Annotated in this window: 16 protein-coding genes; 4 read left to right on the top strand and 12 right to left on the bottom strand. The window is 44.4% G+C overall.

Annotated elements, in window-relative coordinates:
* Position 1 precedes the first annotated feature (1 nt).
* From rpmC to rplC, 9 genes are all read right to left on the bottom strand, one after another.
* Positions 2-220: a 50S ribosomal protein L29 gene (gene rpmC, locus UH38_RS08750; RefSeq protein WP_045054269.1), complete on the bottom strand. Its 219-nt coding sequence runs from the start codon at positions 218-220 to the stop codon at positions 2-4.
* A 3-nt stretch (positions 221-223) separates the two neighbouring features.
* Positions 224-646, bottom strand: coding sequence for a 50S ribosomal protein L16 (gene rplP, locus UH38_RS08755; protein WP_045054270.1), 423 nt, complete (start codon positions 644-646; stop codon positions 224-226).
* Positions 647-676: 30 nt separating this feature from the next.
* A complete protein-coding gene (gene rpsC / locus UH38_RS08760; RefSeq protein ID WP_045054271.1) occupies positions 677-1,426 on the bottom strand; it encodes a 30S ribosomal protein S3 in 750 nt (249 codons plus the stop codon).
* Positions 1,427-1,450: 24 nt separating this feature from the next.
* Positions 1,451-1,810 (bottom strand): 50S ribosomal protein L22, encoded by a 360-nt coding sequence (rplV, locus tag UH38_RS08765; protein WP_045054272.1) that lies wholly within the window; start codon positions 1,808-1,810, stop codon positions 1,451-1,453.
* A gap of 57 nt (positions 1,811-1,867) precedes the next feature.
* Positions 1,868-2,146, bottom strand: a complete 279-nt coding sequence (rpsS, locus tag UH38_RS08770) for a 30S ribosomal protein S19 (RefSeq protein WP_045054273.1) — start codon at positions 2,144-2,146, stop codon at positions 1,868-1,870.
* 85 nt (positions 2,147-2,231) lie between these two features.
* Positions 2,232-3,095: a 50S ribosomal protein L2 gene (gene rplB / locus UH38_RS08775; protein ID WP_045054274.1), complete on the bottom strand. Its 864-nt coding sequence runs from the start codon at positions 3,093-3,095 to the stop codon at positions 2,232-2,234.
* Between the two features lie 59 nt (positions 3,096-3,154).
* The gene (locus UH38_RS08780; protein WP_045054275.1) at positions 3,155-3,469 is read right to left on the bottom strand and encodes a 50S ribosomal protein L23; all 315 of its coding nucleotides are present in this window, start codon (positions 3,467-3,469) and stop codon (positions 3,155-3,157) included.
* Positions 3,462-4,094: a 50S ribosomal protein L4 gene (rplD, locus tag UH38_RS08785; RefSeq protein ID WP_045054276.1), complete on the bottom strand. Its 633-nt coding sequence runs from the start codon at positions 4,092-4,094 to the stop codon at positions 3,462-3,464. The genes UH38_RS08780 and rplD overlap by 8 nt, the downstream gene beginning before the upstream one ends.
* Before the next feature lie 64 nt (positions 4,095-4,158).
* Positions 4,159-4,803 (bottom strand): 50S ribosomal protein L3, encoded by a 645-nt coding sequence (gene rplC / locus UH38_RS08790; protein WP_045054277.1) that lies wholly within the window; start codon positions 4,801-4,803, stop codon positions 4,159-4,161.
* 613 nt (positions 4,804-5,416) lie between these two features.
* Here rplC and ndhN point away from each other — a divergent pair.
* Positions 5,417-5,884, top strand: coding sequence for an NAD(P)H-quinone oxidoreductase subunit N (gene ndhN / locus UH38_RS08795; protein WP_045054347.1), 468 nt, complete (start codon positions 5,417-5,419; stop codon positions 5,882-5,884).
* A gap of 79 nt (positions 5,885-5,963) precedes the next feature.
* Here the strand turns inward: ndhN and UH38_RS08800 are convergent, their stop codons facing one another.
* The 3 genes from UH38_RS08800 to ligA are packed head-to-tail and all read right to left on the bottom strand — an operon-like array spanning position 5,964 to position 10,775.
* The gene (locus UH38_RS08800; protein ID WP_082065345.1) at positions 5,964-7,658 is read right to left on the bottom strand and encodes an alpha/beta hydrolase; all 1,695 of its coding nucleotides are present in this window, start codon (positions 7,656-7,658) and stop codon (positions 5,964-5,966) included.
* 9 nt (positions 7,659-7,667) lie between these two features.
* On the bottom strand, positions 7,668-8,636 hold the full coding sequence (locus tag UH38_RS08805) for a DMT family transporter (protein ID WP_045054278.1): 969 nt from the start codon (positions 8,634-8,636) through the stop codon (positions 7,668-7,670).
* 45 nt (positions 8,637-8,681) lie between these two features.
* Positions 8,682-10,775 carry an NAD-dependent DNA ligase LigA gene (gene ligA, locus UH38_RS08810; RefSeq protein WP_082065346.1) on the bottom strand — a complete coding sequence of 698 codons (2,094 nt, stop codon included), beginning with the start codon at positions 10,773-10,775 and terminating at the stop codon, positions 8,682-8,684.
* Between the two features lie 358 nt (positions 10,776-11,133).
* Between ligA and UH38_RS08815 the strand changes: the two genes are divergently transcribed.
* From UH38_RS08815 to UH38_RS08825, 3 genes are all read left to right on the top strand, one after another.
* Positions 11,134-11,988 (top strand): hypothetical protein, encoded by an 855-nt coding sequence (locus UH38_RS08815; RefSeq protein ID WP_045054279.1) that lies wholly within the window; start codon positions 11,134-11,136, stop codon positions 11,986-11,988.
* Between the two features lie 413 nt (positions 11,989-12,401).
* Positions 12,402-12,953: a DUF732 domain-containing protein gene (locus UH38_RS08820; protein ID WP_045054280.1), complete on the top strand. Its 552-nt coding sequence runs from the start codon at positions 12,402-12,404 to the stop codon at positions 12,951-12,953.
* A 480-nt stretch (positions 12,954-13,433) separates the two neighbouring features.
* Positions 13,434-14,291 (top strand): hypothetical protein, encoded by an 858-nt coding sequence (locus tag UH38_RS08825; RefSeq protein ID WP_045054281.1) that lies wholly within the window; start codon positions 13,434-13,436, stop codon positions 14,289-14,291.
* The last annotated feature ends 72 nt before the right edge of the window (positions 14,292-14,363 follow it).

Below are 14,363 nucleotides of genomic sequence, written 5' to 3' on the forward strand. Positions count from 1 at the left end.
ATTACTCTTGTCCTGCGCTTGCGGCGCGTTTGCGTTCGTGTTCTACACTTAGTAGTTGCGCTAGCCGATGTTTGGCGTGTCTAAACTGGTGGGGCTTTTCTAACTGTCTTGTTGCTTTTTGCAACCGCAGTTGAAATAGCTGCTTTTTGATTTCGACAATTTGTTCGCCGAGTTCTTGGTCGTTAAGTTCTCTAGCTTCAGATATTTTCGGAAGTGCCATAATTTATACCTCTTCCTGCTGCTCGCGCATAATAAACTTGGTATGAATTGGCAACTTGTGAGAAGCAAGGCGCATAGCTTCGCGGGCTGTTGCTTCGGGTACGCCAGTAATTTCAAATAAAATCCGTCCTGGCTTGACTACAGCTACCCAAAATTCGGGCGAACCTTTACCCGAACCCATCCGCGTTTCCGCCGGACGCATAGTTACTGGTTTGTCGGGGAAAATGCGAATCCAAATTTTTCCACCTCTACGCAAATAGCGGTTCATTGCCCGTCTACTTGCTTCGATTTGCCTAGATGTAATCCAGGCTGGTTCTTGAGCTTGCAAACCAAAATCGCCGAAGTTGAGATCGCTGCCGCGTTGGGCAAGTCCTCTCATGCGTCCGCGCTGCTGTTTGCGGAATTTTGTTCTTCTGGGACTTAACATGACAAAAAAGTGTGTGTGTACGTAGCTGAATTAACCTTCGTTAGAACGGTCTTCAAATTGTTGGCGACGGCGCTGTTGTTGGCGACGACGCGGTTGAGTATTTTCGCCTGGAGTGGGCTGTTGTTCTTGTCCTGGGATAATTTCACCTTTGAAGACCCACACTTTCACGCCCAGGATGCCGTAAATTGTTTTGGCGGTGCAGTAAGCGTAGTCAATGTCAGCCCGTAAGGTATGTAAAGGCACTCTACCTTCACGAGTCCATTCAGTCCGAGCAATTTCAGCACCGTTAAGACGACCGCTAACTTGGATGCGGATACCTTGAATACCTGCACGTTGAGCGCGTTGGATTGCTTGACGCACGACGCGGCGGAAGGAAACGCGGCGCTCTAGTTGTCCGGCGATATATTCAGCAATTAGATAGGCATTGGCATCAACTTGAGGTACTTCTACAACGTTGATGCGAATTTGACGATTGCCACCTAATAGTTCGTTGAGTCCAACGCGCAACGCTTCGATCCCAGTTCCACCACGTCCGACGACTACGCCAGGGCGGGCTGTGCTGACTTCGATTTCGATTTGGTCGGCTTTACGAGAAATTTTTACGCCAGAGATGCCAGCGTTGTTCGATGCTAGGCGACCGAGCTTTTGTTCGACATATTGCCGCAGCTTGTGGTCTTCTTGCAGCAAGCTAGGATAGCGCTGAGGATCGGCAAACCATTGCGATTGATGCTCCTGAGTGATACCCAAGCGGAAACCGACTGGATGAATCTTTTGTCCCACAAATAAAATGTCCTTTGTATACGATTATTTACTTTGTGCGCTCGGAGCAACGGCGACAGTGATGTGGCACGTTGGTTTGCGAATTTGATAAGCGCGACCTTGCGCTCTAGGTTGAAAGCGCTTGAGAACTGGACCTTGATCGGCATAAGCTTGAGAGATCGTCAGTTCTGCTGGATTTAGTCCGGCGTTATGCTCAGCGTTAGCAACGGCACTTCGCAAGACTTTTAGCACTGGATCGCAAGCTCTGTAAGGCATGAACTCTAGAACAATTAATGCTTCTCTGTACGATCGCCCGCGAATTTGATCGAGTACCCGCCGCACCTTAAAAGGTGACATTCTGATATAACGGGCGATCGCTTTTACTTCTGTAGTATCACTAGCCATAATTTTCTCCTTAAGGCTGAAGCATGAAGTTTCAAGGCTTCATCCTGCCAGCTTCATTTATCTCCCAGCTTTTTTGTCGCTTTTTGAGTGACCGCGAAACGTGCGAGTAGGAGCAAATTCGCCTAATTTGTGTCCTACCATTTGTTCGCTCAAGAAAACTGGTACGTGCTGCCTGCCATTGTGGACGGCGATCGTATGTCCGACCATTTGGGGCAAGATTGTGGAAGCGCGGGACCATGTTTTGATCACTTGCTTTTCGCCTTTAGCATTGAGCTTTTCAATTTTGCTCATCAAGCTATCGGCGACGAAAGGACCTTTTTTAAGTGAACGACCCATAATTTAAGTGTTGTGATTTGAGGTTTTAATAGTTCTGCTACAGCCACCAACTAACTGGTCACTGGTCACTGGTTACTGGTCACTGTTAAGACTCTCTTCCGCCTCTACCGCGCTTGGAAGACTTACGACGACGGCGGATAATCAAAGAACTGCTAGGTTTCTTCGGTTTGCGTGTCTTGGCTCCCAATGTAGGTTTACCCCAAGGAGTAACAGGACCCGCTCTCCCAATTGGCGCTCGTCCTTCACCACCACCATGTGGGTGATCTACTGGGTTCATGACGCTACCTCTAACTTTGGGGCGGCGACCTTTCCAGCGATTGCGTCCGGCTTTTCCAGCGCTGAGGTTTCTCGCTTCAGCGTTGCCTACTTGTCCGAGTGTGGCATAGCATTCGCGGCGAATTAAGCGTACTTCACCTGAAGGTAGCTTCAGGGTGACGTAATCGCCTTCTTTTGCTACTACTTGAGCGCTAGCACCAGCAGCACGCACGATTTGCGCTCCTTTGCCTGCTGTAAGTTCGACATTGTGGACGGTTGTACCTAAAGGAATGTTGGCAAGCGGTAGGGCGTTGCCATCTTCAAACGGCGATTCTGGTCCAGCGATAACGGTAGCGCCTACTTTCAAGCCTGCGGGGTGGATGATGTAACGCTTTTCGCCGTCTTGGTAGTAAAGTAGGGCAATTCTGGCGTTGCGGTTGGGGTCGTATTCAATAGCGGCAACTTTGGCGGGAATATTCAATTTGTCGCGTTTGAAGTCAATGATGCGGTAAAGGCGCTTGTGTCCTCCACCTCGGCGACGGCTGGTAATTACACCGCGATTGTTTCGCCCTTTCGCCCGATGGACGAATGTGGTTAGCGATTTTTCTGGCTCGGTTTTGGTAATTTCCGAGAAGTCGGAAACTGTGCATTGCCGAGTGCTTGGCGTATATGGTCTATAAGAACGAGTACCCATAATTAGTAGTTTTGAGGTTTGAGTTTTAAGTTTTAAGTTATTAGTTTGCTAACAACTAACTACACTTCTGGGAATAAAACTTGTCTGATTTTGTCTTCGTCGCCTGCTGCTAGGGTGACGATCGCTCGTTTGTAATGAGACTTGTACCCGATAAACTTGCCTACTCGCTTTTGTTTGCGCGGTAAGTTCATGGTATTTACTTTGACAACTTTGACGGCAAATAAGTCTTGAATCGCTGCTTTGATCTGCGTTTTGGTTGCTTCGGGAGTTACTTCAAATGTGTATTTGTTTTGCTCCATCAGCAGCGTGGCTTTTTCCGTGACGATTGGGCGACGAATTAAGTCGGGTAGATCGCGCTGGGCAAATTTAGTCATTAAAGACCTCCTGAATTTTGGCGATCGCTGCGGCGGTAGCAACGATTTTGTCAGCTTTTAAGATGTCGTAAACGTTTAACTGACTTGCTGGCAGCATTGTCAGCTTTTCGACGTTGCGGGCTGACAGATATAAGTTAGAATCTGGCTCTGCTACTAGCAATAAAACTTTTGCGTCTTTTTCTACGCCCCAACGAGCGATCGCATTCATTAATTCTTTGGTTTTAGGCTTGGCTAGCTGTGATGCAAAGTCTTCTACTACAATCGTGTCTTCAATCCGACTGTGGAAAGCTGTCCTTAGTCCCAAACGCCGCTCTTTACGGTTCATTTTGGTTTCGTAATCTCTGGGCTTAGGACCAAAAGTTACGCCACCGCCACGCCATAATGGAGAACGAATCGAACCCGCGCGAGCGCGACCTGTTCCTTTTTGCCGCCAAGGTTTGCGCCCACCGCCTCGTACTTCCGCACGAGTTTTGGTGCTGGCGTTGCCTTGTCTTTTATTAGCAAGTTGGCGGACTAAAACGCGATGCACAATATGAGTAGCGCTTTGGTCGCTAGCAACTTTTAAGTCGATAGTTGCTTGCCCAACTTCTTCGCCTTGCCAATTTTTTACTACACACTCAACCATAATGGGTTCCTCCTAATAGCTTCGGGCTACGCGCTTTTGGCTATCAGCTTTTTCCTTTTATTTGCTACTGAGACGAACGTTTGAGATTTTTGGCTGGCACGATATTTAGCAATGCACCAGGTTTGCCTGGAACTGCACCTTTAATTAGTAATAAGTTCTGTTCTGGATCTACCCTAATTACAGTGAGCTTATTGATTGTGATCCGCTTGCCGCCCAAACGTCCCGCCATCCGCTTACCAGGATAAACGCGACCAGGAGTAGTACCTGCACCAATAGAACCAGGGGCGCGGTGGTTTTTAGAACCGTGAGCCATTGGTCCTCTTCCGAAGTTGTGGCGTTTTTGATAGCCAGCAAAGCCCCGACCAATACTTGCACCAATTACATCTACAATTTGTCCGGCAGTAAAAATATCTGCTTTAATTTCTTGCCCTAAGCTATATTCACTGGGATTATCTGCACGATATTCGTGCAAATGACGCAGTGCTGGGGCAGAAGATTTTGATAAATGACCTAGTTCCGGTTTGTTAAGCGATTTGGGCTTTACTTCTTTAAATCCGACTTGGATTGCCGAATAACCGTCGGTCTGGTTTGTTTTAACTTGAGTTACGGTACATGGACCTGCTTGTACTACGGTGACAGGAATTGCTTTTCCTGCCTCGTCAAATACTTGGGTCATGCCCAGTTTAGTGCCAAGGATACCTAAAGACACGGCTAACTGGTCTCTCCTTTTTTCACGGGTGGATAAAAATCAGATTGCACTTACGAGCGCAAGTACATCTGGTTTGTTTAACTTTTTGCCGATCGCATCAAATCAGAAGATTACTTGACCTGGGGCAAGTAATCTATTTCTGTGAACGTGACAGGCGGTTTTTGTCGGAATTTCGGTAGAAACTTCAGTCCAACTTTCTGTTGCTTGTTAAGCAATTGCTAACTCAGGTGAGAAACTGCTTTGACAAAGTACCAGGCATAATTTAGGACTTAAGCGAACCAGTCCGCTTAGTATCCCGCACTTGATTTTAGTGGCGATCGCAAGTTTATTTGAGTGAAAAACTTGCAAATAGCCTGGTTTTTGGGCTTTACTTCTAGCTTTACTGCCGCTACCTTTTATTAGCTTGTCTCCTTGCGGCTACAGTCATCAACAATTGATGCCTATCCAAGCTGTTAAGTGAAGTGCTAACAGTTAAGCTTTGTGAATTTTGACCACGATCTAATAGTTTAAATTGTTAAACGCAAATTGGCAAGTAATATATTTATTTTCACCAGTAGCGATTGAGTAGGGGTACTAACAGCTTAAAATGTTAAGCAAATTAACAAAAGAAGCAATGGCACTCATTACTACTGGCAAGCGATTGATTCGGGATTTGGAAAAGTCCGGCGCTCTGGGCTTGTATGTACCACCAGAAGGAGGCTATGAGGGGCGCTATCAGCGTCGGCTGCGTGCTGCTGGTTATACCACTCTACATATCACAGCCCGAAGTCTAGGAGATGTAGCGGCGTACCTTACAGGCGTGCATGGAGTACGTCCAGCGCATTTAGGCAAGAAAGATATTAGAGTTTATTACTTGCCGCCTTTGGTAAATTATCACTTAGAGCAACTACCACCCAAATCAAAAGGGTTAGCTTTGTGGATGATTGAAGGGCATCTGCTTTCTAACCAGGAAGTAGAGTTTTTGGCGAATCTGCCTAGTATAGAGCCACGAGTCAAGATAGTCTTAGAAAGAGGAAGCGATCGCTATTTCCATTGGATGCCTTTGGCGCAGACGCTTTCGCCCAGTTATCAGGCAGTTTGAGGGACAAGGGGACAAGGAGGACAAGGAAGACAAATTAAGTTAAATCCTCCCTTGCTTCCCCTGCTTCCCCTGCACCCTCTTACCTGGGGGTTAATGCAGTAGTATTGAATTGGGCTAAAGGTTCGGATGGTAAAGACTGAACTAGGTTAACGCTAGGAATATTTTGATTGATTGCTTGAGCGTAGCTAGCACTTAAATAAGGGCGGTACTGTTGCTCGTTGGCAATGTAGGTTTGACAAAAAGCCGTACTTAAGGCTCTGATGTAACGACGAGCGATCGCTGGATTTGGTCCGACAACTTGCGATGGTAAAGCAACTGGTTCTGTTGTTGGATCGGGTTCGTCAATTGTGGAAAAATGGGTTCCACCTCCGAGCATAACTAAATACTTTTCCTTTGTAGTTAACCAGGTAAAGGGTGTTATTTGTTCCGATAATGCTGGCGCAACTGTATCGTTACTACTACTAACTATCATCACAGGAACTTTAATCTTGCTGAGGCTAGATTGCCCGAAGACGCTGCTAGTAACGGGATTAATAGCGATCGCAGCTCTGACTCTAGAATCGCTGAGATTGTATTGAGTCTTAGGTAATTGCAGCACCCGACATTGCAGTAGTAAAGACACATTCCAAGTGCTAGATTTATCTTCACAGTCTTTTTCTAACTTCTCAAAATTGAGCGGCGCACCTGCTAAAGCTAGCGCTGTGTAGCCACCGAACGATTGACCGATAACTGCAACTCGATTTACATCGAGATGTTGATAATTAGCATCAGTTTTGCTTAAAGCTTGCAGGCGATCGAGTAAATATTTCACGTCATAAGGACGATTGATAAACTCACTTGGTTCTTCTGCTGTACTTGCTGCTCCTGTTAATAGAGATCGCAACTGTTCGGCGTTGCTACCTGGATGTTCGGGAACGGCAACGGTAAACCCATAAGATGCTAATTGTGTGGCTAAATATGCAAAGCTAGTGCGATCGGAACCTAAACCGTGAGAAATCACAACTACTGGCGACGGGCGAGATGTAGCGGGAAGATAGATATCGACAGGGAAAAGGCGATCGCGTCTTTTATCTTCTAGTGTTAGGGTTTGTTTATTCCAGGTAAAACTTCCGCGCTGACGCAAATCGGGAAGTTGGGAAAAATCAACTTTGGTTGCATTGGTAATTTCGGCGGTTGACTGTGCGGAAACTAATGCGATCGCTTTATTTGTTTGATTAATTATCCCTTCTATTTCTTCAGCCATGCGCTGACTTAGCCGCAAATCAACCCGAATACTATTGCTGGGAAAGTAACGCAGTACATTCAACAGCGTTAATCCTTGCGGATCGGCAGCAGCTAAAATTAGTGCTGAACGTAGAGCGTAAAAACCTGGTAAACGCGATTCTGTCTTGACAATTTGCCCCAAACGTTGCAGCAAAGCTTCGCCTTGTGGGGTATAGAAAAATTGCGAAACAGCAACAGGACTTAAGTCAATTCGAGCCGTTAATACGCGCTGCAACCTCTCCATTGACTGAGGTCCGGCGTAGTTAGCATATGCTGCTAAATCGTTGTCTAATTTGCCTGTTTTAGCGTAGTCTGCTAGCGCATCAATAGAAATTGAGCGTTCTATCGGCGCGTAAGATATGGAGATACGTTGAGCGGCTAATACAGGGCGTGGTAGTGCTGCTGTTGTGGAAACTAGCAGGGGAATAGCGATCGCTAACGGAAATTTAGCTGCATGACTGAATTTTTGCCAGTTTACAGGAGAATAATTTAGCTTTTGTTTGCTTAACATGGGCGATCGCTATTTTTGTGATTCTATATCGATGCTACGCTCTATTTTCGGAGTATGGCTACTTTTACCTAGGGCGATCGTCACTGAACCTGCGATAACTAAGATTCCTCCTAATACTGCAAGCAATGTTAAGTGTTCTGGTGGAATTAATGTTGGCACTAGGGAAGATACTAGCCAAACGGCAATATAGGTGACTATAGGAGTTGAGGCTGTGACTGCACTTATTTTTGAAGCTTCCCAATGCTCTAAGGCTTCGGCAAATGCACCGTAAGCTAGTAAAGTATTTAACCCACAAAACAATATTGCGCCCAATTGGACAGGACTCATAGCAAGGATGTGCAGAGGGTGAGCAAAGGGAGCAAGTATCAACGCACAACCGCCATAAATAAACAGCATGATTTGGGCAGAAGACAATTTTTGCAACAGTTGCTTTTGAGCTAAGGCATATATCGCCCACGTAAAAGCAGCTATAACCAGCAAGCTACTACCTATAAAATAATTTATAGATGATGTAACTAAATTGTTTGCTTGTTGGTGGAAGAAAATTGTAAATCCTAGTATTAGTACGCCCAAGCCTAACCATTGCTGGATTGTATATCGTTCTTTGAAGATGGCGATCGCACCGATGCCAAATGCTACTGGGGCAATTTGAATCAAAACTTCGGCGTTGTTGGCTGAGGTTAGGGCTAATCCTTGGACGAATAGTACGTAGTTGATGGCTAGACCGATAATGGCGATCGCTAGTAGTTTAATGGTGGGCGATCGCAAGTTATTAATTTTGGGTAGTTGCTGGCGGTTAGCTAGATAAGTTGCTAGTAGTAGGAATGATAGTAGGAAGCGAAACCAGGTAATGGTGTAAGCATCTATAGCTTGAAGGGCTATTTTGAGAGCAAGAGGTAGTATTCCCCACAGAAAAACTGAGACAAGTGATAGGGCTAGCCCTAAGCGCCAATTATGAGAGTTTTGGTGGAGTGGCATTTAAATAACGCACCGCAAAGACGCAAGAGAGAAAAGGGAGCAAATTTATTGTTTCAGTAGTTCTAGGAATTGGGCTTCCTCTAAACAGGGGATGTTTAATTGTTGCGCTTTTGTTAATTTGGAGCCTGCTTCTGCTCCTACAATTACATAGTCGGTTTTTTTGCTGACTGAATCTGTTACTTTTCCTCCAGCTGCTTGGATCAGTTCTTTGGCTTCGTCTCGTTTTAAGGTTGGTAGCGTGCCTGTAATTACAAAGGTTTTGTTGGTGAGATTGCCCATTGTGGTGGGAGCAATTTCTGCTTGGCTTAGTTGCAATCCGGCTGTTTGCAGGCGAGAAATTAAGGTTTGATTGGCGGCGATGCGAAACCATTGGTGTACTGATTGAGCAATTTCTGGTCCGATGCCGTAAACTGCTGCTATGTCTTCGATCTCTGCTTGGGCTAGTTTTTCTACTGTAGGAAATTGTGCTGTTAAGGTTTGGGCATTAACGCTGCCTACGTGCCTGATACCTAAGCCGTATAATACTCTGTGCCAAGGTTTTGCTTTGGATTGGGCGATCGCTTCTATCAGTTTGTCAGCTAATTTCTTGCCCATTCGCTCTAAGCTTTGCAGTTTTTGCGTGTTTAGCTCGTAAAGATCGGCTACGGAATGAACTACAGACTTATCTACTAACTGGTGTACTAGCTTTTCTCCCATACCATTAATGTCTAATGCATCTCGGCTTACCCAATGCTCGATCGCTCCTTTGAGAATGGCGGGACATGAGGCGTTGACGCATCTGGTTATTGCTTCGCCTAATGTGCGTACTACAGGTTGATTGCATACGGGGCAATTAGCTGGCATTTGAAAGGGTTGCGTATCTTCAGGGCGCAATTCGGGCAATACGCGCAAGACTTCGGGAATAATTTCTCCGGCTTTGCGGACTATGACTGTGTCTCCTATGCGGATGTCTAGTTCGCGGATGCGATCTGCGTTATGTAACGTAGCACGGGAAACTGTTGTGCCTGCTAGCTGGACTGGACGCATCTGGGCAAGGGGTGTTAATGCTCCTGTACGTCCGACGTTAACTGTTATGTTCTCGACGCGGGTAGGAGCTTCTTCGGCAGCGTATTTGAGGGCGATCGCCCACCGAGGAAATTTTTGCGTAAATCCTAGTTGTTCTTGCTGTTTGAAGGAATTGATTTTTACTACTACGCCATCTGTCATATAGGGCAAGTTTAACCGTTCGGTATCCCACAAGTCGTAATAGGCAGCTACTTCTGCTAATGATGGGCATAATTTCCGATTGGGGTTGACCTTAAATCCCATTTTTTGCAGTAGTTCTAAGGCTTCCCACTGGCTGCTAGCAATACTTGTGTCATCTTGCCCTGGAATTTGTAAGGTGTAGGCGAAGAAGTCTAATTTGCGTTTGGCAACAATTCTTGAGTCTAGCTGTCTTAATGTTCCGGCTGCGGCGTTACGTGGATTGGCAAACAGTTGTTCTCCAACTTCGCGGCGTTCTTGATTGATTTGTTGAAATACATCTAATGGTAAAAATGCTTCTCCGCGTACTTCTACTAAGGGAGGACAATCTTTTAGTTGCAGTCGTAAGGGGATGGAGCGAATTGTTTTGACGTTTTGGGTGATGTCTTCTCCAGCTACGCCATCGCCTCTAGTTGCGCCTCTGACTAATAATCCATTTTCGTAGCTAAGAGCGATCGCCGAACCATCTATTTTTAGTTCGCAGACATATTCCGCAGCACCAACGCTAGGTGCAAAGCGTTGCCAGCGCTTTTCCCAGTTTTTTAGTTCTTCAATGTTAAACGCGTTCTCTAGGCTGTATAACGGTATCCTGTGCTGGACTGAAGTAAAGTGACTAGCTGGTTTTTCGCCTACGCGCCCTGTAGGACTATCTGGAGTAATTATTTCTGGATACTGGTTTTCTAGCTGTTGCAGTTCTCGGTACAAGCGATCGTAAACTGCATCCTCCATAGTTGGGTTGTCGAGGACGTAATATGCATAACTTGCTTGTTGCACGAGATTTCGCAGTTCACTGACTCGCTGACTGATTTCTGGTGTCAGAGATGACACTGGCTTTTCCTCTGTAATTACTACAATTCCCAACTTTAGTTTAACTTCTGGAATTTTGCCTTTTCCCATCGGGCAGCTAGAAAATACTTTCTATGTAAATTCCGAACATGACTATTCATTAAAGTTGTTCGCAATCAAATAGTCAAAACACTAACTATCTCCTACGTTTTGTAAGGCGATCGCTTTTCCAAAGTCATGTATTTAAATTTACAGGTAAAGCTTGTAAATTTATAGCTTTAAGATAAGCAACTAAATATTACTTACTTCTAAATTTTAAATATCCACAGCAATATTAAGTTTAAGTAACATTACTAATAAAAAACGAAAGCTAAACGCAAATTTTATACAGTCTTTATAAAACATACTGACAATCGCATAATTACCGAATATGGTGTAATCAAGTATACAAAGAGCGCCAGGCTCAATTATGAAAATAAATTCTAAATTCCTCAAAGTGAGTATTGCAAGTCTGGCAGTTGTCACAGGCTTCGGTGTCACACCAGCACTTGCAGAGTTATCTGAAGTCGGTCCAACTAGCCCAGAAACAGGCAACTTTCCCCAATGGTATAAAGATTCAACTGGGTTGAAGCTAGACTTATGTTTGGCTGGGAGTATAGACCGCCTAGAACCACCCAACTACTGCTTGACCGAACCTCCAGACCAAAACAATCTACCATCTGTTGATAACTTCGATCCTGCAGCTTCCAACTTCCCTGATGAAGCGTTTTGGTGGACAGCCGAAGCTTTAATAACAGCCAACAATGGTAGAGCATTATTAGTATTGGCAACGGAAGCAGCCTTTGCTAACGAAGAAGTAATTGATGGCGATCAAATGGTGTTTAACCGCACCCGCATTCGCGTCCAAGGCTTAGGCTTAGTTGCGAACCGCAGGTATAGGGTAACTTATCCCTATGGGGTAAAAGTCTTAACGGCAACGCAAAGAGATCCAAGAAAGCCTGCTGAGATTAATTTGACCGAAGACTTTGGCTGTGTAGTCACGCCTACAGCAGAGTGTAATTTCGCAGATGTTTTAGTACCTACAGGTAATAGAGGCAGAACGCAGAATCTTATTGGTAGACCTTGGTTGGTATGGGACCCTGCAGTTGCACCAGCAGCACCAGCAGGATATGTTGGCGACCCCAATGTTGACCATAGAATAACTGGTAGTCCAACTGGTAATAACTTTTTTAGGATTGAAGAACTTAATACCGATGGGACTGTACGCAGATTAGTTGGGCAGACAAACCTGTTCTCCGTTTCTGGAAAGCTTTCTGCACCATAATGATAATAGCCAACAGCTAGAAGATTTCAGATTGAGTGTTGTAGTTGTTGGCAGTAGTAAACCTACAATATTATGCTTCTTGCAAAAGTAGGCAATAGGAGCTTTTTCTTCGTTGTCTTTATCTATCCAATTATGGACTTATGCAAGAGGTTTATTAAACTGACATTGCTAAAAAATAGGGGAAAATTGTATTTTCCCCCTGTTATTATTTTGACCATTACTACCTAAAACATCGCTTGTGTATTTGTACTGGTAGTGAGAACAATTCAGACTTTATTAGACAAATATCTACTAATTTGTCTCTGAATCTGGTTCTACGCACAATTTAAAATAGTGTATTAATTATTATAAATAATAATAGATATTTAATGCTTAAACTAATCGCGCTACAACGATTTTAGAGGTGTAAAAGTGTGGCTAGCAATAATATTCAAAAAGTATTTTGTCATTGCGTCGTAGCATTCTATACTGTTGTAGGATCGGGTTTAACTACTCAAGTAGCTTTTAGTCTTCCAGTTGATAAAACATTAGAGTATCCCGTATCAAGTTTAGATGCTGACAATCCTATCTGCTATATCCAGCAATCAAATGGCTCGACTTTGGATCTAAGTCAGTTATGCAGCCAAGATGGAACTAAAACGCGACTGTCGCTTATCGATCGCCAGTTTCTTGATACTTACAATAATTCGCTCAATGCTTACCAAAAGCAAAGGAATCTTGTCACACCAGACGCGGCTCGATTAGATCCACTTTCTCCAATCCAAGTCGCTCAAGATATATGTAGCGCTCTCAATAATCAAGTACCTATAGAGCAAATTCAAGAACAGCAGTATCAAAACATCAGCGCTACCGAAGACCGTAGAAATCAAAATATTGCTCTGATTGAATCAGATATGCTTAATTCTTTGGCTATAAAGTTTTATTGTCCTCAATTTACCCAACGCGCAGTCAATCGAGCTAACTAAAAGATCCTAGTTCCTGTCTACCAGCTTAGATTCTCTTCAAGATTAATACTCCTAGCGGTTTATTAAGCATCTAGCTGTAGCTTATGTATGCTCTCAAAATTAAGCCAAACGCGATCGCCCACTTGCCAATCTTTTAATTTGCGGTGTCGCATTCAAATAGATGAGCTTGAGCGAATATTACGAGCGTTTAATGTCAAACGTTCAGATAAGGCTGTTTTTCACTGTCTTTGCAGTTGTTTTGAAACTTTTATACATTATTTCTACAAAAGTAGCAAAATATACAGAAGTTAGACATAACTTTGACACTCAGTTATCAGACAGTTGTCAGGATAGATGTATGTGCAGATAACAAAGTCCTTTGAGATAGTATGTTTGTGCCGAAAGACATAAACACACATAACAGGCTCGATCGCTCTTTTAAGAGTAAATCAAACACAAACTTCACGTACTTAATTACACAAATCGATAGCTAGCTCACGTATGAAAATAGGCTCTAAATTCCTCTGGACAGGCATTGTAAGTGTAGCATTTGCTACGGGTTTAGGTATTACACCAGTATTGGCAGAGTTGTCTGAAGTTGGTCCAACTAGCGCAGAAACAGGCAACTTTCCCCAATGGTACAAAGACTCCAATGGGTTGCAACTAGACTTGTGCTTGGCTGGAAGTATAGACCGCCCAAATCCACCGAACTACTGTTTGACCGAGCCACCCGACCAAACAAAAGCGCCTTATGTGGATAATGACAACCCTGCAGAATCCAACTTTCCAGACGAAGCTTTTTGGTGGACTGCTGAAGCTCGACTAGCAAGAAATAACGGCAGCGCGTCATTAGTATTGGCAACTGAAGCAGCTTTTGCGAACGAAGAAGTAATTGATGGCGATCAAATGGTCTTCAATCGCACCCGCATTCGCGCTCAAGGATTGGGTATGGTGAATGGCAGAAGATATAGGGTGACTTATCCCTACGGTCAAGAAACTTTGACTGCGACGCAGAAAGACCGTAGAAAACCAGTTGAAATCAGCTTTAACCAAGACTTTGGTTGTGTAGTTACAGCTACAACAGAGTGTAATTTTAGAGATGTTTTAGCACCGACTGGCAATAGAGGCAGAACAAAAAATCTCGTTGGTAGACCTTGGTTGGTGTGGGACCCAGCAGTTGCACCAGCAGCACCACCGGGATATGTTGGCGACCCCAACGTTGACCATACAATAACTGGTAGTCCAACTGGCAACAATGTCTTTAGGATTGAAGAACTTGATAGTAGTGGCAATCCAGTCCGAACAATTGCTCAGACAAACCTGTTCTCAGTTTCAGGGAAGATATCTGGCTCAAATTGAGTTTATCTGACAAAGCAATCAGCTTTATCTCAAATCCTTGAGCCTTTAATAGTCGAAGCTGGAAAGATGAGT

It is taken from the genome of Aliterella atlantica CENA595 (assembly GCF_000952155.1).
Classification (GTDB): domain Bacteria; phylum Cyanobacteriota; class Cyanobacteriia; order Cyanobacteriales; family Chroococcidiopsidaceae; genus Aliterella; species Aliterella atlantica.